This is a genomic window from Planctomycetia bacterium, assembly GCA_021413845.1.
Lineage (GTDB): Bacteria > Planctomycetota > Planctomycetia > Pirellulales > PNKZ01 > PNKZ01.
Genome location: JAIOPP010000006.1, coordinates 77,396 through 96,529 on the forward strand (window position 1 = coordinate 77,396; position 19,134 = coordinate 96,529).

9 protein-coding genes are annotated in these 19,134 nt (G+C 59.3%); 4 read left to right on the top strand and 5 right to left on the bottom strand.

Annotated features, from left to right (window positions below; all coding sequences use genetic code 11):
* Positions 1 to 38: 38 nt before the first annotated feature.
* The 4 genes from K8U03_00855 to K8U03_00870 all read left to right on the top strand — a co-directional run bounded on the left by K8U03_00855 (position 39) and on the right by K8U03_00870 (position 7,642).
* Positions 39 to 2,114 (top strand): hypothetical protein, encoded by a 2,076-nt coding sequence (locus K8U03_00855; GenBank protein MCE9603431.1) that lies wholly within the window; start codon positions 39 to 41, stop codon positions 2,112 to 2,114.
* A gap of 188 nt (positions 2,115 to 2,302) precedes the next feature.
* Entirely contained in the window at positions 2,303 to 2,761 is a 459-nt protein-coding gene (locus K8U03_00860) for a hypothetical protein (GenBank protein ID MCE9603432.1), read from the top strand.
* A gap of 239 nt (positions 2,762 to 3,000) precedes the next feature.
* A complete protein-coding gene (locus K8U03_00865; protein ID MCE9603433.1) occupies positions 3,001 to 4,410 on the top strand; it encodes an efflux RND transporter periplasmic adaptor subunit in 1,410 nt (469 codons plus the stop codon).
* Positions 4,411 to 4,477: 67 nt separating this feature from the next.
* On the top strand, positions 4,478 to 7,642 hold the full coding sequence (locus K8U03_00870; protein MCE9603434.1) for a CusA/CzcA family heavy metal efflux RND transporter: 3,165 nt from the start codon (positions 4,478 to 4,480) through the stop codon (positions 7,640 to 7,642).
* On the opposite strand, the gene K8U03_00875 is transcribed toward K8U03_00870, so the two are convergent.
* The 5 genes from K8U03_00875 to K8U03_00895 all read right to left on the bottom strand — a co-directional run bounded on the left by K8U03_00875 (position 7,639) and on the right by K8U03_00895 (position 18,892).
* Entirely contained in the window at positions 7,639 to 9,252 is a 1,614-nt protein-coding gene (locus K8U03_00875; GenBank protein ID MCE9603435.1) for a response regulator, read from the bottom strand. The genes K8U03_00870 and K8U03_00875 overlap by 4 nt on opposite strands.
* Positions 9,249 to 9,824, bottom strand: coding sequence for a chemotaxis protein CheB (locus K8U03_00880; protein ID MCE9603436.1), 576 nt, complete (start codon positions 9,822 to 9,824; stop codon positions 9,249 to 9,251). The genes K8U03_00875 and K8U03_00880 overlap by 4 nt, the downstream gene beginning before the upstream one ends.
* Positions 9,824 to 10,651: a protein-glutamate O-methyltransferase CheR gene (locus tag K8U03_00885; GenBank protein MCE9603437.1), complete on the bottom strand. Its 828-nt coding sequence runs from the start codon at positions 10,649 to 10,651 to the stop codon at positions 9,824 to 9,826. The genes K8U03_00880 and K8U03_00885 overlap by 1 nt, the downstream gene beginning before the upstream one ends.
* Positions 10,652 to 10,705: 54 nt before the next feature.
* Positions 10,706 to 14,182: a response regulator gene (locus tag K8U03_00890; GenBank protein MCE9603438.1), complete on the bottom strand. Its 3,477-nt coding sequence runs from the start codon at positions 14,180 to 14,182 to the stop codon at positions 10,706 to 10,708.
* A 351-nt stretch (positions 14,183 to 14,533) separates the two neighbouring features.
* Positions 14,534 to 18,892 (bottom strand): glutamine amidotransferase, encoded by a 4,359-nt coding sequence (locus K8U03_00895; protein ID MCE9603439.1) that lies wholly within the window; start codon positions 18,890 to 18,892, stop codon positions 14,534 to 14,536.
* Positions 18,893 to 19,134 lie beyond the last annotated feature (242 nt).

The window sequence follows — 19,134 nt, forward strand, 5'->3', positions numbered from 1 at the left end:
GCGCCCCGCCTCGTTTGCCCCCGCCTCAAGTGAAACTCATGCTCGCTTCGTCGCTCGCGCTCGTATTCCGCGCATCGTTCCAGTTCACGCTCGCTATCACGATCCTCCTCTCGCCGAGTTTTTCGTTCGCCGAGACCGAAGCGGCGAAGATGGGGACGAAGCCCGAGGCGTGGTGGCCGGTGCAGCCGCGGCCGTTGCCGCTGGTGCATCCGTTGTTCTCCGACGACATGGTATTGCAGCGCGAGATCGCCGCGCCGATTTGGGGTTGGAGCAAGCCGGGCGATGAGATCACGGTGTCGTTCGACGGCGCTAAGAGCGGCACGACGGCGATTGCGGGAACCGACGGCCGTTGGTCGACGAAGATCGGCCCGTTCGCGCCGGGAGGCCCGCATAAGCTTTCGATCAAATCGTCGGAACAAGAAGTGACGCTGTCGAACGTGCTCGTCGGCGATGTGTGGCTTTGCTCCGGGCAATCGAACATGAATTGGCCGGTGCGTCTGGCGCAAAACGGTGCGCAGGAAGCTGCGGCGGCGGACAATCCGCACATCCGTTCGTTTACGGTGAATTTCTATCCTGCGGTCGTGCCGCAGAAGTTGCCGCCCCCTGCGAAGTGGGAAGTCTGCAACCCTGAGTTTGCGAAGAACTTTTCCGGCGTCGGTTATTTCTTTGCTCGTGAAATCAATAAGACGACGAAGGTTCCGATCGGCATCATTCATAGTTCGGTCGGCGCGACGTATGCCGAAACTTGGGTGAGCGCCGAGGCACTGCGCAACAAGATGCCGGAAGACTTTCCCGCGCAGTTGGACGAAGTCGAGCAATGGGCTAAGGCCGACGGCGGCTCCGACGACTACTTCGCCGAGATCGAGCGCTGGGTGGCCGCGGTCGATCCGAATAGTGCGCGCCTCCGATATGCGTCGGCCGTCGACTTGAACCATGACGATGCGAAGGCCGGTGCGTGGCGCGAGATCGAAGTTCCGAAGCCGTGGGAAGAGGCCGGTTTCTCGGGGTTCGATGGTCTCGCGTGGTTTCGCCGCACGCTCGATATTCCTCAAGATTGGATCGGCGACGATCTGAAACTGCAACTCTCGCTCATCAACGATGTCGATGTCGTGTGGTTCAACGGCACCCTCATCGGCTCGACGCAGCTGAAAGGGAGCCGCAACTACGTCATCGATCGGAAGCTCGTGAAGCCGGGTGCGAATCTGCTCTCCGTCGCGATTTTGAACCACACGGGACCGGGAGGGTTCTGCTCGCTGCCGCAGCACATGAACCTCGTGCCGATGAACAAAAAAACAACGACGACGATTCGACCGGCGGGAACTTGGAAAGGGAAGGCCGCGGTCGCGATAACCGAGATCAAACTGCCGTTTCCGCAGCCGAAAGTTCGCAACTACAAAACGATCACGTCGATGTACAACGGCATGATCGCGCCGCTCGCACCGTTTGCGCTGAAAGGGGCGCTCTGGTATCAAGGAGAAGCGAACGGACCACGCTGGTTGCAATATCGCCGCTTGCTGCCGACGCTCATCGCCGACTGGCGCGAACGCTTCCAGGTCGGCGACTTTCCGTTCCTGATCGTCTCTTTGGCTAACTACAACCCGCTGCAAAAGCTACCGGTCGAGCCGGGTTGGGCCGAGATTCGTGAATCGCAATGGCGCACTGCGCGTATGGTGCCCAACGCGGGACTCGCCATGACGATCGACATCGGCGGCGAAGACATTCATCCGCGCAACAAGCAAGAAGTCGGCCGACGGCTTTCGCTCGTTGCCCGACGCATGGTCTACGGCGAGAAAGACTTGCTCGACTCGGGCCCGACGTTCACGAAGATGGAAATCGATCCGGCGATGAAGAATCGCGTCCGATTGCATTTCAAACACATCGGCGGTGGGCTCACGGTGCGCGCAGGGGATCCGAAGCTCACCGGGTTCGTCGTCGCCGGAGAGGATAAGAAATTCGTGTGGGCCGATGCCGTGATCGAGGGAGATACGATCGTCGTCTCGTCGCCCGACGTGCCGGAGCCGAAGCATGTACGCTACGGTTGGGCGTGGAACCCGTTGGTGAATCTTTTCAACAAAGAAGGCCTGCCGGCGATCACTTTCCGCACCGACGAGTAGACACCCATTCCGGGTGCGCCCGCCGAGCTTATTTTTGCGCATAGACGGTAATAGCGGCGTTTTCGGGTCATTCCGAATGTTTTTGCCAGGCGGGTGCTAGAATAGATTAAGCGATTCCGTCACTTCGCTTGACCCGATTGCCGATAACTACGATAGTGCAAGTGGTAAGTTCGACTGAGTAAAACGTCGTGCGTAGCGTCATTTCTCACATCGTCGTCGCGGTCATGGCGCTGCATACGCTGCTGGGGTGCTGTTGGCATCATGGGCACGCGCATGCCGTCGAGATCGCGCACGACGCCGCGGAAACACCGGCTCACGACGAGCACCACTGTCGCCATCATCATCACGATCACGACGCAGTAGCCGACGGTATCGAGTTGGCCGATGGCGTCGATGCGGCTGATCAAGATGAAGGCCGGCAGGCACCGGCTCCTTGTTCCGAATCATGCGGCGATAAGTGCCAATTCGTTTCGACGAGCCGGGTCGAACTCGAACGCCCGACGTTTTCGACCGACCTGCATTTCGCCTCGCTGCCGGCGATCGAGATCACGGGCGAGCTCTCCTTCGTACGGTTCGAGACACGCCGCACGACCGTGGCTCCGCTGCCGATACGGCTGCATCTTTGGAATCGGCTGCTGTTGATTTAATTCTTTGACGGGCTCGTCGGCAAGCTCCCGATAGCGGTAGCTCGGCCGCGATTCTTCGGCCCCTCAACCGGCTTTCCGCCGGTTTCTCGGTAACGCATGGCCGCTTGCCCGCGTCCGTTCGTTGCCGCAGCGTTTCGATTCGTTTTCATTTTCCAAGATGCGTTGCGCTTGCGCCCTTCACGGCGACGGCGCGCAGCCGCAACTTCAAGACGTATGCCGTCTTTGCTTAGGAATGGTTTATGAGTGCCAAATGTTTCACGCGCGGTCTTCTGATTCTCGTGCCGATGCTCATTGCGGCCTGTGCCGCAGGGGTATATTTCGCTCCTTCGCTACGAACCCGATTTCTCGCCGCGGTCGGTGCCGAAGCCGGCTACGAAAAGCCGGTGATGAAGCAACCCGACGAGCATGCGGGTCATGAGCACGGCAGCCATGACCATGCCGGACATAGCGAACAGAATTCGATCGAGCTCAGCACGCAGGCTCAAGCCAACATCGGCTTGAAGCTCGGGAAGGTCGAACTCACGACTTTCAACCGCACGATCTCGGTGCCGGGCATGTTGCGCGAACGGCCGGGTCGCTCGACCGTCGCGATCACGGCTCCGCTCACCGGCATCGTCACGCAGATTTTCCCGATTCTCGGCGAAGCGGTGCAGCCCGGCCAAAAGCTCTTCGAGTTGCGTCTGACGCATGAAGAGCTGGTACAGGCGCAAGGAGATTTTCTTCGCGTTGCCGAAGAACTCGACGTGATCGAGCGCGAGATCAAGCGATTGGAGAAGATCGCCGTCGACGGCGGCATCGCGGGGCGTCAGGTGCTCGAACGGCAATACGAACAACAAAACAAGCAAGCCGTGTTGAGGGCCCAACATCAAGCGCTCCTCTTGCATGGCCTATCCGAAGAACAAGTGAATGGGATTTTGACGAAGCGCACTTTGCTGCGAACGTTGATGGTCTTCGTGCCGGAAGAACAAGAATCTGCGATCAAGAACGAGTCGCCGATACAAGTAACTTACGAAATTCAAGAACTGAAAATCGAGCGCGGGCAGAGCGTTACGGCCGGCGAAACGATGGCCGTGCTGACGGATCATGCGACGTTGTTCATCGAAGGAAGCGCGTTCGATAAAGACGTCCTCGCGGTCAATCGCACGATCGAAAACGGCTGGCTCGTCGATGCGGCGATCGAAACGGAAGACGCGCCGCCGCAAGTCATCAGCAAACTGCCGATCTTATATGTGGCGGGAAAGGTCGATCCGGAAACGCGCACGTTTCATTTCTACGTGCCGCTTACGAATCCGCTGCTGCGCGACGTGAAATCGGCGGACGGTCATCGGTTTCTTAGTTGGCGCTATAAGCCGGGCCAGCGCGTGCAAGTCGTGGTGCCGGTCGAGAAGTGGAAAGATCGGATCGTGTTGCCCGTCGGGGCCGTAGCTCAGAGCGGTGTGGAGACCTACGTTTTCTCTCCCAACGGCGACCACTTCGATCGTCGAGCCGTGCATGTCGAATACCGCGATCGCTTCTCCGTGGTTATCGCCAACGATGGTTCGCTGTTTCCGGGCGATTCCGTAGTGCTAGCCGGTGCGCAACAAATGCAGCTGGCCTTGAAGAATAAATCGGGAGGGGCGATCGATCCGCATGCGGGACACAACCACTAACGCCGCCGTTCGTAATGCCGCACGCGAAGCTCGCACGCCCGTCACGTACGTTTGAGGAATTCCGTTCATGCTCAATGCCGTCATTAAATTCTCGCTTCGCTATCGCCTCGTGACGATTGCTTTAGCGCTCGTCGTCACTTGTTACGGCGGTTATGAGCTGTCGCAATTGCCGATCGACGTCTTTCCGGATCTCAATCGTCCGCGGGTGACGATCATGACCGAAGCTCCCGGCCTTGCTCCCGAAGAAGTGGAGACGTTGATCACGTTCCCGCTCGAGTCGGTGCTCAACGGTGCTACCGGCGTGCAGGCGGTGCGAAGTTCTTCCGGAGTCGGACTGTCGGTGATCTACGTTGAATTCGCTTGGGGTACGGATATCTACGTCGATCGGCAGATTGTGGCGGAGAAGATCGCGCTCGCGAGCGATCGGATGCCGAAAGGAGTCAGGCCGCAGTTGGCCCCCATCTCGTCGGTGATGGGTCAGATCATGCAGATCGGAATCTGGAGTGAAGGAGGAAAGACCGATCCGATGGAGGTGCGCACCACCGCCGATTGGCTCGTGCGCCAGCGCTTGCTGACGATTCCGGGAATCGCGCAGGTCGTCACGATGGGAGGAGGCCGGAAACAATTTCAGGTGCTGGTGAATCCCGAGAAACTTCTGAAATACGACCTGACTTTGGAAGATGTCGAGCATGCCGTGGCGGCAAGCAACTCGAATGCCACGGGAGGCTATTTGAATCAAGGAGGGAACGAGCTGTTGGTCCGTTCGCTGGGACGGATTCAAAAGATCGAGGAATTGGAAAGCGTCGTCGTTAAGGCGTCGTCGGATCGTTCGGTGTTGCTCGGCGATGTGGCGCGCGTGGCGGAAGGAGCGCAAGTCAAACGGGGCGACGCCGCCGTCGATGGAATGCCGGCCGTCATGCTCACGATCTCGAAGCAGCCCGGTGCCGATACGCGCAAGCTGACGGATGACGTCGTCCGGGCTCTGGAAGATCTCAAGCCATCGCTCCCGGCCGATTTCCGCATCAATACCGATGTGTATCAGCAAAAAACGTTCATCGATTTGAGCATCCAGAACGTCGTCGAGGCGCTTCGCGACGGGGGGATACTCGTCGTCATCATCCTGTTTCTGTTTTTGCTTAACTTTCGCACCACGTTTATCACACTGACGGCAATCCCGCTGTCGATCGTGGTTACAGGCTTGATTTTCAAATGGTTCGACATGTCGATCAACACGATGACGCTCGGCGGATTGGCCGTCGCCATCGGCGAGCTCGTCGACGATGCGATCGTCGATGTCGAGAACATTTTCCGTCGCTTGCGCGAGAACCAACATGCGGCGCACCCGAAAACCGCGCTGCGCATCGTCTACGAAGCCAGCAGCGAAGTGCGCAACTCGATCGTCTTCAGCACGATTCTCGTCGTGTTGGTATTCGTTCCTTTGTTCGCGCTCGGCGGGATGGAAGGACGCTTGTTCACGCCGCTCGGCGTGGCCTATATCGTGTCGATTTCGGCATCGCTCGTCGTCTCGCTCACCGTGACACCGGTGCTTTCTTATTGGTTGCTGCCGCAGGCGAAGGTCATGGCGCACGACAAGGACGGGCTGTTGGTTCGTGTGCTTAAAAACATCGCGGGACATGCAATTCGCCTCAGCGTGCGGCATCCGTGGCCGATTTTGACGACAGTTGCCGCGGCGGTCGTCGTGAGCCTCGTGGTCGTTTCGCAACTCGGCCGAGATTTTTTACCGTCGTTCAACGAAGGGAGCGTGCAGATCAACGTGCTGCTTCCGCCCGGCACGTCGCTCGACACGTCGAACCAGATCGCGGGCATGGTCGACCAACGGCTGAAGAAGATGCAGACCGACGGCAAGGTTCTGGCCTTCGGCCGACGGACGGGCCGAGCGGAACTCGACGAGCATGCCGAGGGGGTGAACGTTTCCGAGATTATCGTCAGCCTCAATCCGAACGCACATCAATCGCGCGAGGAAGTGCTGGCCGAGATGCGCGAAGAGCTCACGCAGGTGCCCGGCGTTACGATTTCGGCGGAGCAACCGTTGGCGCATCTCATCAGCCATATGCTTTCGGGCGTGAAAGCGCAAATCGGCATCAAGCTCTACGGCGACGATCTCACCGTCTTGCGCACGAAGGCCGACGAAATGAAGGCGGCGATCGAGACGGTGGCGGGAGTCAAAGATCTGATGGTCGAACAGCAAATCGAAATCCCACAACTTCAGATCAACCTCGACCGCCGGCAACTCGCCGCCAACGGCATGACTTCCGACTACGTGAACGAGTTCATAGAAACGGCGATGAACGGTCGTGTCGTTTCCGAGATCGTGCTGGGAGAGCGGAAGTTCGATCTGGTCGTTCGATTGGAAGACGAATACCGCCAAGACCCGACGAAGCTGCAACGGCTATCGTTGAACCTTCCGAGCGGCGGCCGCATCCCGCTCTCGTCGGTCGCGGAAATCATACCCGGCACCGGCCCGAATACGATCAATCGCGAGAGCGTCAGGCGACGGATCATTCTTCAATGCAACACGGCGGGCCGCGACCTGAACTCCGTCGTGACGGATATTCAAAAGCGATTGGAGCCGATCCGAGCGTCGCTCCCGAACGGATATCTCATCGAATACGGTGGACAATTCGAGAGCCAGAAAAACGCTACGCGCACGATCGGCCTGTTAAGTTTGATTTCGCTTTCGGCGATGTTCCTGGCGCTGTACACGTTGTTTCGCTCGGTAAATATGGCCCTGCAAGTGCTGTCGGCGCTGCCGATGGCCGCGATCGGCGCCGTCGCGGCGCTCGTCATCACCGGGCAATCGCTGACCGTCGCGAGCATGGTCGGATTTATTTCGCTCTCGGGCATCGCCTCGCGCAACGGCATCCTGCTGATCGCGCACTATTTGCATCTCGTTCGCTACGAGGGAGAGAAGTTCACGCCGGAAATGATCGAGCGCGCCGGCAAGGAACGCTTGGCCCCGATGCTGATGACGGCGCTCACGGCCGGCATCGCGCTGATTCCGCTAGTGCTCGCCTCCGGCGAACCGGGCAAGGAAATACTTTATCCGGTTGCGACGGTAATTCTCGGCGGCTTGATCAGTTCGACGCTGCTCGACTTCTTCGTTCATCCCGCATTGTTCTGGCTCTTCGGGCGGAAAGATGCCGAGCACCAAGTCGCGGTCGGCGACGGCGATGAACTCGACGAAGCGATCGCCGCGCCCCAGTCGCGTTAAGGGGAGATTCCGCTGAGTGCATCCTTAAGGCGCGTTAGTTCGACCGGCTTGACCAAGTGTTGATCGAACCCGGCGGCGCGCGTTCGTTTGCGGTCTTCGTCGGCACCGTAGCCGCTAAGCGCGATTAAGTGCAACGACGCCGACGAGGGATCGGCGCGCAGCGCTTGGGCGAGGGCGTATCCATCGAGTTCGCCCGGCAAGCCGAGATCGGAGATCACGACATTCGGATGAAAGGCTTTGACCGCGTTCAAGCCTGCGTTCCCGTCGCCGGCCACCTCCACTTGGTAGCCCAAGAACTTTAAGAGCATTTGTAGGCTTCTGGCCGCATCGACGTTGTCTTCCACGATGAGAATTCGCAATCCGCCGGCGAAAGACTTTGCGCTTTCCGAAACACTCAGTTCATTCGCAACGACGGCGACTTTCATGAGCGGGATTTTCATCGTGAAGGCCGCACCTCGATTCGGGCCTTCGCTACTTGCGCTCACGGAGCCGCCATGCAATTCGGCGAGCCCCTTTACGAGCGCCAAACCGAGCCCGAGCCCGCCGTTTTGACGATCCAAAGGTTGATCGGCCTGGCAAAACGGCTCGAACAAGTGCGCCATAACATCGGCGTCTAATCCGGCACCAGTATCGCTTACCGTGACGATTCCGATTCCCTTGTCGAGCTCCGCATCGACTTCGACCGTAACGTTCCCTCCCGGCGGCGTAAACTTTCCTGCGTTGTGCAGCAAGTTGCCGATCACTTGGGCCACGCGCGTCGGATCGGCCATGAGCGGCAGCGAGCGTTGCCGCAAGACGATTTCGAAATGGACTCCGCTCGATGCCAATGTGGGCCGGTAATCTTCCGAGGTCTGTCGAACGATCTCGACTAAGTCGCACCGTTCGGTTCGTAGTCGGACCTTGCCGCGAGCGATCCGCGCAACATCCAGCAGGTCGTCGATCAAACGCGACATGTGCGCCACTTGGCGCGAAAGAATCTCGCGCGCACTTTCGATGGTATCGTTCGTAGGGCCCGAGAGTCGAAGAATCTCGACCGCGTTTCGAACCGGTGCAAGCGGATTGCGCAGCTCGTGCGCAAGCATCGCGAGGAACTCGTCTTTTCGTCGATCCGCTTCCTTGAGCTCCGCAGCGTACTTCCGGCTTTCGTTGAGCAAGCGAACGTTCTCGTCCGTCGCGATCCGCAGTTCATCGCGCTGCAACGCGACCTCTTGCCGCTGCCGGTACAGCTCGAAGAAAACGTCGGTTTTGCTTCGCAGAATGTCGGGCTCGATCGGCTTATGAAGAAAATCGACCGCCCCGGCCTCGTAGCCCCGAAAGCGACGTTGCCGATCGGCGCTGCCGGCCGTGAGGAAGATGATGGGGACGCGCCGCGTCCGTTCCGTCCCGCGCATCAACTCGGCTAGCTCGAAGCCGTCCATAATGGGCATCTGAACGTCGAGGATCGCTAAGGCGACGTCGTACTTCAACAAGAGCTCGAGTGCTTCGGTGCCGGACTTCGCTTTGAGCGCCACCAAGCCCTCGCGGCGCAGCAGCGCTTCGAGCGCCAAGAGATTCTCCGCAAGGTCGTCGACAAGCAGAAAATAAACGGGTTCGAGATGCGTGGCGCTCATACGAGTCCGGCGACCTCGATGAGATAGGCAGCGATTTCCGGCAAACCGAGTACGCGAGCGCCGGGACAAGCCGCGAGCGCAGATTCAGGCATCGCCGAGGCGTATGCCGATTTCGGACACTGAACTACGGTCGAGCCTCCCGCACGGTAGATGGCACGCAAGCCTTGAGAGCCGTCGCTATTGGCTCCGGTGAGAACGACGCCGACGAGGCCCTCGCCGTAAACATCGGCGGCGGATTCGAATAAGACATCGATCGAGGGTCTGGAAAACAGCACGGGCTCTTCGCTCGAGAGCGATAGCCGATCGTCGGCCTCGACCAACACATGATAGTCGGGAGGCGCAATGTAGACAGTGCCGGCTTGAAGCGGTTCTTTATCTTCGATTTCCCTCACGTCGACTCGGCATTTCATCTGTAAAAGCTTAGCCATCACACTGTTTTTGTCCGGAGCAAGATGCACGACTGCGATCACCGGCAGCGGATAATGACGCGGCAACAACGGTAGTATAGCCGATAGCGCTTCCACTGCGCCGGCCGAAGCACCGATGACGATCGCTCGAGCGCGCGACGGCATTAGGGGGTGCCTCGTTTTTGATAAATGCGCGCGTCGCGCGAGAACTCGGTGAAGTCGTCGGCATGTCGGGAGAATCGCAAACTTTCTTTCGCACCTAAGCCGAGGAACCCTTTGCGCGACAAGGCGTCTTTGAACAAACCGACGGCCCGATTCTGCAGTTCCGGATCGAAATAGATGAGGACGTTGCGACACGATACTAATTGGACTTCGGCAAAAACCGCGTCGGAGACGAGGCTATGGTCGGAAAACACGGTTCGACGGCGTAGGCTCTTGTCGAATACCGCGGCTCCGTAGGCCGCGGTGTAATAATCGGACAACGACGACTTGCCTCCGGAACGACGATGGTTTTCCGTAAATAGCGGGATTCGATCCAGCTCGAACACTCCCGCCTCGGCCTTCTTCAGCGCTTCCAGGTTGATGTCGGTGCCGTAAAACAACGTGCGATCTTCGAGCCCCTCTTCGCGAAACAGGATCGCGAGCGAATACAACTCTTCGCCCGCACTACAGCCCGCCACCCATACCTTCAAGGAAGGATAGGTCCGTAAATGGGGGACGATGAGCTCGCGAATCGTGCGGAAATACGCAGGATCGCGAAACAATTCACTGACTTGAACGGTTAAAAAAGAAAGCAGCGGAGAAAGCAGCGTCGGATCGTGCAGCAGCCGATCTTGAAGGAGCGAAAACGTTCGGCAACCGAAATGGTCCTTCGCGCGATGCAGTCTGCGCTTCACCGACGCCGGCGAATAGCCGCGGAAGTCGTAGTGGTACTTACGGAAGATCGCTTCGAGCACGAGGCGAATCTCGATGTCTTCGGTCGTGTCTGACATCGCATTCTCTCTCAAGGGCACCTTCGACGCACGACCGCTTCGCTTCACTACCGCTTATCGAGGAATCCATACTCGTACCAACGACAGCAGCTTTTCCACATCCAACGGCTTTGCCATATAGTCGTTGGCACCGGCCGCGATGCACTGTTCTTGATCGTTTTTCATCGCTTTGGCCGTCAACATGATCACAGGGAGCTTCTTCCATTCCGCTCGTTTACGGATCTCTTGAGTCGCCGTGATCCCGTCCATCTCAGGCATCATGACGTCCATCAGCACCAGATCGATCTCTTCGCCCTGCGCTTCGCGCGACTTCTCCAAAGCCGCCAACGCTTCCCGGCCGTTGCGGGCGAATTTGATGATCGCACCGCGCGGTTCGAGGATGCTTGTTAAGGCGAAGATGTTTCTCACGTCGTCTTCGACGATCAAGATTCGTCGACCTTCGAGCGCGGCGTCGCGACTGCGCGCCTTCTCCAAGAGCCGCTGCTGCTCGGCCGGTAAATCCGCCACGACTTGATGCAAAAACAACGTCACTTCATCCAGCAAGCGCTCGGGCGATTTCGCTCCTTTGATGATAATGGATTTAGAATAGCGCCGGAGCCGCTGCTCTTCGTCGACCGATAGCTCTCGGCCCGTGTAGACGATGACCGGCGGAAACGAGTAAGCATCTTCTCGGCTCAACGTTTCCAACAACGAATAGCCGGATGCGTCCGGCAAAGTCAGGTCGAGTACCATGCAATCGAAGGTCGCGTCTTTAAGTTGCTCGAGGCATTCGGCCGCGCTCCCGGCACCGACGGTTTCCACGTCGTGCGAGCCGAGCAGCTTGCGAAGACTATCGAGTTGCACGACGTCATCTTCCACGACTAAGACCCGACGCATCCGCTTCTCCAGCCGCGATTCCAAACGCTGCAGCGTATCGACCAATTCCTGTCGCGCGACCGGCTTAATCATGTAACCCACCGCTCCGAGCGAAATCGCCGTTTGTCCGTAGTCGCCGGCCGTGACGACATGCACCGGAATATGCCGCGTGCGAGCATCGTGCTTCAACCGATCAAGCACGGAAAGGCCCGAATGATCCGGCAACCCGACGTCGAGCACCACAGCGCTCGGCAGGTATTGGACCGCCATGGCGATCCCTTCTTCGGCGGTCGCGGCGATAAGGCACTGAAAGTTCAACTCATGCGCAAGGTCGATCAGAATCTTCGCGAAAGATTCGTCGTCTTCGACAACGAGAATCACGCGGCGATTGCCGGTCAAGCGCTCGCGATCGTCGTCGATACGGCGTGCCCGAGGCGCGCTCGGCGTCGGCGCGGCTGCCGGTCGAGCGAACGCCGGCGCATGCGATGTGGCGGGAGTGTTCAGCGGAAAAGCCATCGACTCCGACGATACATGGCGATGCGCAGCAGGCTTGTAAGCAGCGGTCAACGCTGCGTCGTAGACTTCGGGAATCGTCACCGTAAACACGCTGCCCCGGCCCGATTCGCTTTCGAGGCGAATCTCGCCGCCGAGAAGCCGCGTGAATTCGCGCGAGATGGAGAGGCCGAGTCCGGTGCCGCCGTATTTCCGATTCGTCGTTCCATCGGCTTGGCGAAACGCTTCGAACACGGCCTGCCGTTCGTGCTCCGCGATTCCGATGCCCGTGTCGATCACCGTAAACGCGATCCGGCCGTCGACGTCGCGGCTCACCGTGAGCGCGACCTCGCCTTGTTCCGTGAACTTCATGGCATTCGACAATAAGTTCTTCAGCACTTGCTGCAGCCGTTGCCGGTCGCTCTCAATCGTCGTCGGGCAACCGGGCAAAAGCTCGGTTCGGAATTTCAGCCCCTTCTGCTCGGCTACCGGCTTGAAGGTGCGGATGAGATCCTCGATCAGATACGACAGCGGCACTTGCTCCGGCCGGATCTCCATGTGGCCGGCTTCGATCTTCGACAGGTCGAGAATGTCGTTAATGAGCGAGAGCAGATCGTTGCCGGCGGCGCGGATCGTTTCGGCATACTGCACTTGCTCGGCCGAGAGATTCCCCTCGGAGTTATCGGCCAAGAGCTTGGCGAGAATGAGCGACGAATTGAGCGGCGTCCGCAACTCGTGCGACATATTCGCCAGAAAGTCCGATTTGTACCGGCTCGCTTGTTCCAACTCGCGGGCCTGCATTTGCAGCGAGGTCTTCGCGCGGCTCGCTTCGTCGCGTTGTACTTCGAGAAGCTGCGCCTGCTCTTCCAATTGAGAGTTCGTCTGCTCGAGTTCGGCTTGCTGTTGTTCGAGGCGCGATTGCGATTCCTTCAAGGCACGGCTCTGCTCTTCGAGTTCTTCATTCGATACGCGCAGCTCCTCGCCTTGCGTCTGAAGTTCTTCGGTCTGACGTTGCGTTTCTTCCAGCAGGTTCTGAAGATGTGCGCGATAATTCGCGGAACGAATCGCGACGCCGATCAGCTCGTATGCCTTCTCGAAAAGCTCCGTCGCCTCCTCATCGACGGGATGCACGAACCCCAGTTCGATCACTCCATTGACCGCGCCGTCCGCAGTGACCGGGGCGACGATGAGATTGCGCGGCTTGCTATGCCCGAGCGCCGATCCGAGCGACAAATAACCGTCGGGGACGTCTCTCACGATAAAAGTCCGCACGTCTTTCGCGGCTTGGCCGAGCAGTCCGTCGCCCGGCTCGAAGCTCTGAGGGATCGAGCTTTCGGCGGGCACCCCATAAGCGGCGCTGCGGCGAAACCGGCTGCCGTCTTGCACGAAGAACGCGCCGGCCTGTGCGTCGAGATATTCGGCGAGGAACTTGAGGACGCTATCGCCGAGTTGCTCCAAGCGCGGATCGCCGGCCATCGCTTGGCTTAAGCCGATCTGTCCGAACTGCAGCCAATCTTGCCGACGACGGGCCAGCGCTGCGCGGCGCATCAAGTAGCCGACGACGCCTAGCAGCACGACTCCGACGATCCCGGTCAGGATTCCGCTGCCGACGGCAACTTGATAGGCGTTCTCCGTTTCTACGACTCGGATCTTCAAGAGCGCCAGTTCGTCGTCCTTCATCGTTCCGATCTGAGTTCGGATCGATTCCATCGCGACCTTTCCGCGATCGGTCGAAATACTCGCTCGCGCTGCGTCGAAGCCGTTTTCGCGACGCAGGGTGATGACTTCATCGAGAAACCCGATCCTCAGGGCGACGGCTTGCTTAATGCCGACCGTACGAGCTTGCTGTACCGGGTTGTCTACGGTCAACCGCTCGACTTCTCGTTCGCGATCGTGGACGCGTAGAATCGTCGTCGCATACGTTGCCAGATATTTCTCATCGCCCGTAATCACATAACCGCGCTGCCCGGTCTCGGCAATCGTGACGAGTGACATGACGTCGTCCAACGCCGCCAAAACTTCATGGGTGTGCGTCACCCACCACGAGTTGTCGCTGAGTGCGCGGGTATTTAGATACGACACGAGCCCGCTGGTGACGAACAGAATCAAAACCGTGGCGAGGCCGAGAGTCAGATTGACGCCGGCTCGAACGCCGAGCGTCGCAGGAGTCGTCCGCTGGGTCATGAAAGGAACACGTTGAGATTTTTGAGGAACATCGATGTCCGCGACGATACGAACGGAGAGCCGCTAATCTAGCAGGGAGTCAGCCCGATTGGAGCGGCTCGCTACCGGAGGTCGCACATTAGCGCTTTCGGCAAGCAACGAGAGGTCGGCGGACGAAAATCGGCTTGAAAGCCGGATGAGAGCAAAAATTGCGCCTCGTCGGATTTCCGCAACCGATGATCGAACGTCTTGGCCTGGAACCGGGAACGAAATGGCCCGACCACCTCAAGCTCAGCACAAACGAGGCGCGATCGATGGTCGTTCAGCCGCCGGCTTGGGCGACGAAGAGACAATAACGAGCCACATAGCGATCTAATTTCCGGCTCGACTCACGGACTTGGGCGAGGCGCTCGAGCGCTCGCGATAAAGCTGTTGCACATCGGGCAGCTTGGCTTGCGACAATGCACTGAATTCGCCGAGCTTGTCGTCGGGAATCATGCGCAAATAGCGCAGCGCCAGAGGGAGCGATTTCCGCGAATCGATCCGCTGCAGGGCGCGGGCCGCAGCTTGGCAAGTTGCCGATTCAAGGCCGATCGTCTCCGGATAAAATTGTGCGTCGAGCAGTTGACGCGCTCGCTCGAGCTTGCGAATCGCGATTTCGGTTTCCCGAATTCGGGTCTTCGCTTCGAGGCCGGTTCCTCCTTGTTGGATAGCGTCGCGCAGGCCGGCTCTTGCCCCTTCGAGTATCCAACGCTGACGCCAAGCGTAGAACGGCAGCTCCAAGACTCCTTGGCAAAATTGCTCGGCGGTCTCGGCATTGCGCCGACCGCAACGCCATAAAGCCTGCGCAACGAAGGGGCGTAAGAGTCGCGTTCGATAAATGTCGAAGACCGTCGACGTGTTGTAGTTGTCCGCGACTTGCAGCGCCGTCCATTTCACATCTTGATCGGCAAGCTGGCGGAGCTCCGCTTCGAGCGTCGGCAGAGCCGCCGGATCGGCACTCGCGGCGATGCATCGCAAGCGCATCACCGGGTCTTGCAGCTTCCAAGCTTGAATCGTCTCGAAGCGAATCGACTTCACCGACGTCGCGGCGATCTCCGCCACGAGCGTCTCGAGCATCAGCGGCGGGGCTTTGAGAAATTTTTCGCCGAGTTTCGACCAACCTGCGTCGTTCTTGATCTTAAAGCCGATGCTCTCGATCAATTCGTTGTAAGCTTGCGGGTCGACCTTGCTCGGATTCTCCAACAGATACGTCGCGACCACCAATGCCTCGGCCTCGCCTCCTTGAGCGAGTAAAAAGCGGAGTCGATCGAGCCCTTCGGTTTTGGGCTTCGTCACCGCTTGTTTCGAGCTTCCTCCCAGGGCATCCTCGAAAGCCTCGCTCGTCAACATCTTCACTTCTTTCGCCAAGCGTGCTGCGATCTCGGGCGAAGGGGTCGAGCGCTGCTCAGCCCCTTTCGTGAGCGATTTCAACATTTGAGACACGAGCTTCGGCCATGCGGCGTTTTGCCAATACGGAGTTTCCGGCATCCCGGAATGCGAACCGGTCCAGACTAAAACATTTCCTGCGCCGAAATTTCCCCCGATTAATAGAGGAGCCTCGCCGACCTTCATCAGCACCTTCGCCGCCGGACGAACTCGCACGTGATTGATCCATTCGATCGCCGCCGAAGTTCCGAAGTCGGGAGCCGACGCGCCCAGAGCGGCGGCGTAGTCGGCCGTCGCAGCGAACGATCGATGCGACTCTTGAAGGCGCAACAGATGTCCTGCTTGCAGAGTTTCGAGCGGTAATGCTTCTTCGAGAAAGCTCCCTTCCCAAGAGCCTTTGGAAAGAGAGTACCAGCCTCCCATGACGAGCAAAGAACCACCCGCCGAGACGTAGTCGCGCAGATCGCGCCGCTGTTCCAGCGTGAACGCCGTGGCCGGAAGATCGTCGAGCACGACGGCATCCATCTCCGCTAATCCTTCGCGCGTGGGCCAACCTTCGAGACATGCGATGTTGTCCTTCGCCAGGGGGACACTGCACGCGATGCGGCCGTTGACGAGGCTCGCATCGTGAAGTTCGACGCTCGGCAACATCACCGCGGCTTGCTCGACCCGATCCCAATGCGAGAAGACGCCGCGAACGACCAGCACGTCGGGCCGACCGTTGCGGCGCAACTGAAACGGCGGAGCGGCCGGAATCCCCGCAACCAATTGGGCATCGACGTCCGCTCGATGCGCCGAGAAGTCGACCGGCAAATGAGCTTGAGCGCCGGGATTGTTGTCGATCGGCTCGCCTTGCGCAAGGATTTCGGCGAGCACTTCAGGCGTGACTTTCACACGGGCTTCGTTCACTGCGCGCACCACTTCCGGGCCGGTCGATGCGCTTAATTGTAGCGCGGCCCGCGCCTTCTCCGCATCGACGCTCCCTGGCTTCGCGAAGTTCAACGGAATGTCGCACAGCGTATGCAGCGCCGGAGCCGATGTCTCTTTGCGAAGTTCGATCGCCACCAGCGACCACACACCGATGCTCGGCACCGTGACCAGCCCGTCGACCACGGGACTCACGGTCGTGGTGAAATTCGTCGGATCGTCGCAGGCGACCACCGACAAGGCTTGATATCCGGCCGGCAGCGCGAGCTTAAACGTGACGTTTTCTCGCGGACCACTCACGCCGCTCGGCGGCTGATTCTGACCGTGCAGAGTCAGCTTGTCCGTGGCGTTAACAAGTTGCATCACCAACCACGAGCGATCCGGCCCCGCCGATTTCTCGTAGACGAAAGCGTCCCAACGGAAGTCCGCGTTGTTGACCGGTTGAACGACTTTGCGCGGATCGGCCAAGCGTCGGAGACCGGGATCGAACATGAATTCGGAGAAGCGCGTCGCGAACTTATTGAAGTGCCCGCCCCCGCCCATCGGCCGCGCGCCGCCGGCCAGCATCAACGCTTGATTCCAGACCGAAGATTCGTCGGAGATGCAAAGAAAGTAGCCGCCGTGCAAGCGCGTGGCATCGCCGACCGAACGAAGATGCTCGATGTTCGTCGGCACCGGTCCCAGAATGCCGCGATAATACTCGGACATGATCAAGCCGCCGGCTCGCGCGCACGCGGCGAGCTCGACATCGGTCGCCGCACCTTCGGCCGTATTATGTTGCGGGCCGCAGTAGTTGTAGCCCAGTGCGAAGCCGGGTATCTGCGATTGGATTCGATCGGCGGCGTGCTTCACCATCCGCGCCGACATCGCGGGGTTCTGATAGTAATTGAAGTGGCCGTCGTAGCGCACGCCGTCCCAACCGAATTGCTTCGCCGAGCGGACGATCTCATCGCAACCGAAATCGGTCGCGGCATGATTGCCGATCAACGTCCAACTCGAGATCCAGGATTGCCAAAAATCCTCATCGCGACCATGCCGGCGATACCGATTTTCCAACATCCGGTCGAGCACATCGACGCTGATCGCTTCATGCGCGAAACCGGCTTTCGAAAAAACATTCATCTGCTCGGGATGCTTCAGCGCGTATTCGACGCCCGGCACTCCAGCCGCGCACGACTTACCGTAGGTGATGCATGCCAAGCCGTAGCGATGAAAAACACGATGCAACGTCGCAAGCGCGGCGCGGTTCTTCGTGTACTGCGTTTGTCCGGAATGGAACGTGGCGTCGTCGTCGATCGTCATCTTGCTGAAGTCGCACGGGGCCCACGCAAAGGCCTCGTACATATTCGCGTAGGCGGCCATGTTGGCTTGCGCGATTCGTTCCGCTTCTTGCTCGGCTTGCTCGGGAGTCCAGCGTTCGCTGCCGAACTGCGGCAGACCTCGCCCATGCAGCGCGACCATCCACGGATTCGTTACGACGCTGAAGGCATGCGTGCCGACATCGGAACCTTCCGGGGTTTCAAGTCGCACTTCGACGCCGCGTCCCCAAAGTGCCGACCCGACCGGTGCCGAATAACTTTGAGCAACCGTACCGCCGGCGGGGAGTTGCACGTCGCCGGAAAAAATGGGAGTGCGCTCGCTCAAGCCTTGAACCAGCTCGACGGTCAGCTTTCCCTGCGTAGGCTTAGTGCTTAAATTCTCCAGCGCGACCATGATCTTCGCCGTATCGCCGGGACGATAGGTGAGCCGGTCGCTGCCGACCGTGGACACCAACACCGGACCGGACAGCGATCGAACCTCGATCCGATCGAGCAACACCATCGGCAGCACGCTTGCCGAGGCATCGACCGGCGGAGCTTCGGAAAGCCCTAACTCGGCAAGCGGATCATCGCTCTTCTTTTTCTTGGGCTTACCGCTTCCGGAGCCGGGGCCGCTCAAGGTTCCGGTCGTCGTCTCGAGTTTCAGCACTTCCTTCTTGGCGTCGACGGAGAGCTGTCCTTGTTGAACGCGAATCGCCAAGCGATCCGCGCGGTTGATCAGATCGATCGAGAGGGGAGCGCCGGCAGAGAGCGCGTCGACCGTCATCTTCGCGGAGGCGTCGCCGACGGAGAGCGTGATGGGAGTCGAACGGAAGGCGGTTCCCTTACCGTTGTCGCGCAGAAAGGCTTGCACCCTGACGCGACCGAGGCCGAGCGGCACCGATGCGGCGACATCCGTCGCTACGACGAATGTTTGCGGCACATCTTTCAAGCGAGCCTTCGTGCCGGGCAACTTCTCTCCTTGGATCACGACGGGAGGTGCCGCAAACGACCACGCGGCCGGAAGCAAGAGCGATAGGAAGATGAGGGCCGGCAAACGCGCAGAAGACTTCGACATCGAAAGATCCTGATGGAACAACGATCGACGCGCCGTTTACGGAAGGGGCGCAGGGGGGATTTCGCAGGCAGGGGAGCGCAAGGTGGTAGGCGCGCTCGGAATCCGATCGTCGCTTACGAGTCGGTGGGGCACCGACACGCAGGCCACGAATCGGTCCCCATTTTACCCACAGAATGCCCCCCGATGGGGAGCGATGAGAGATTTTTTCCCGTTTCTCCTTAAGCCCTGATTAAGGAGAACTT

Coding starts and splice junctions, on each gene's coding strand:
- K8U03_00870 (MCE9603434.1), top strand. CDS start 4,478: ATGCTCAATGCCGTCATTAAATTCTCGCTTCGCTATCGCCTCGTGACG.
- K8U03_00865 (MCE9603433.1), top strand. CDS start 3,001: ATGAGTGCCAAATGTTTCACGCGCGGTCTTCTGATTCTCGTGCCGATG.
- K8U03_00855 (MCE9603431.1), top strand. CDS start 39: ATGCTCGCTTCGTCGCTCGCGCTCGTATTCCGCGCATCGTTCCAGTTC.
- K8U03_00880 (MCE9603436.1), bottom strand. CDS start 9,824: ATGCCGTCGCGCGCTCGAGCGATCGTCATCGGTGCTTCGGCCGGCGCA.
- K8U03_00885 (MCE9603437.1), bottom strand. CDS start 10,651: ATGTCAGACACGACCGAAGACATCGAGATTCGCCTCGTGCTCGAAGCG.
- K8U03_00875 (MCE9603435.1), bottom strand. CDS start 9,252: ATGAGCGCCACGCATCTCGAACCCGTTTATTTTCTGCTTGTCGACGAC.
- K8U03_00895 (MCE9603439.1), bottom strand. CDS start 18,892: ATGTCGAAGTCTTCTGCGCGTTTGCCGGCCCTCATCTTCCTATCGCTC.
- K8U03_00890 (MCE9603438.1), bottom strand. CDS start 14,182: ATGACCCAGCGGACGACTCCTGCGACGCTCGGCGTTCGAGCCGGCGTC.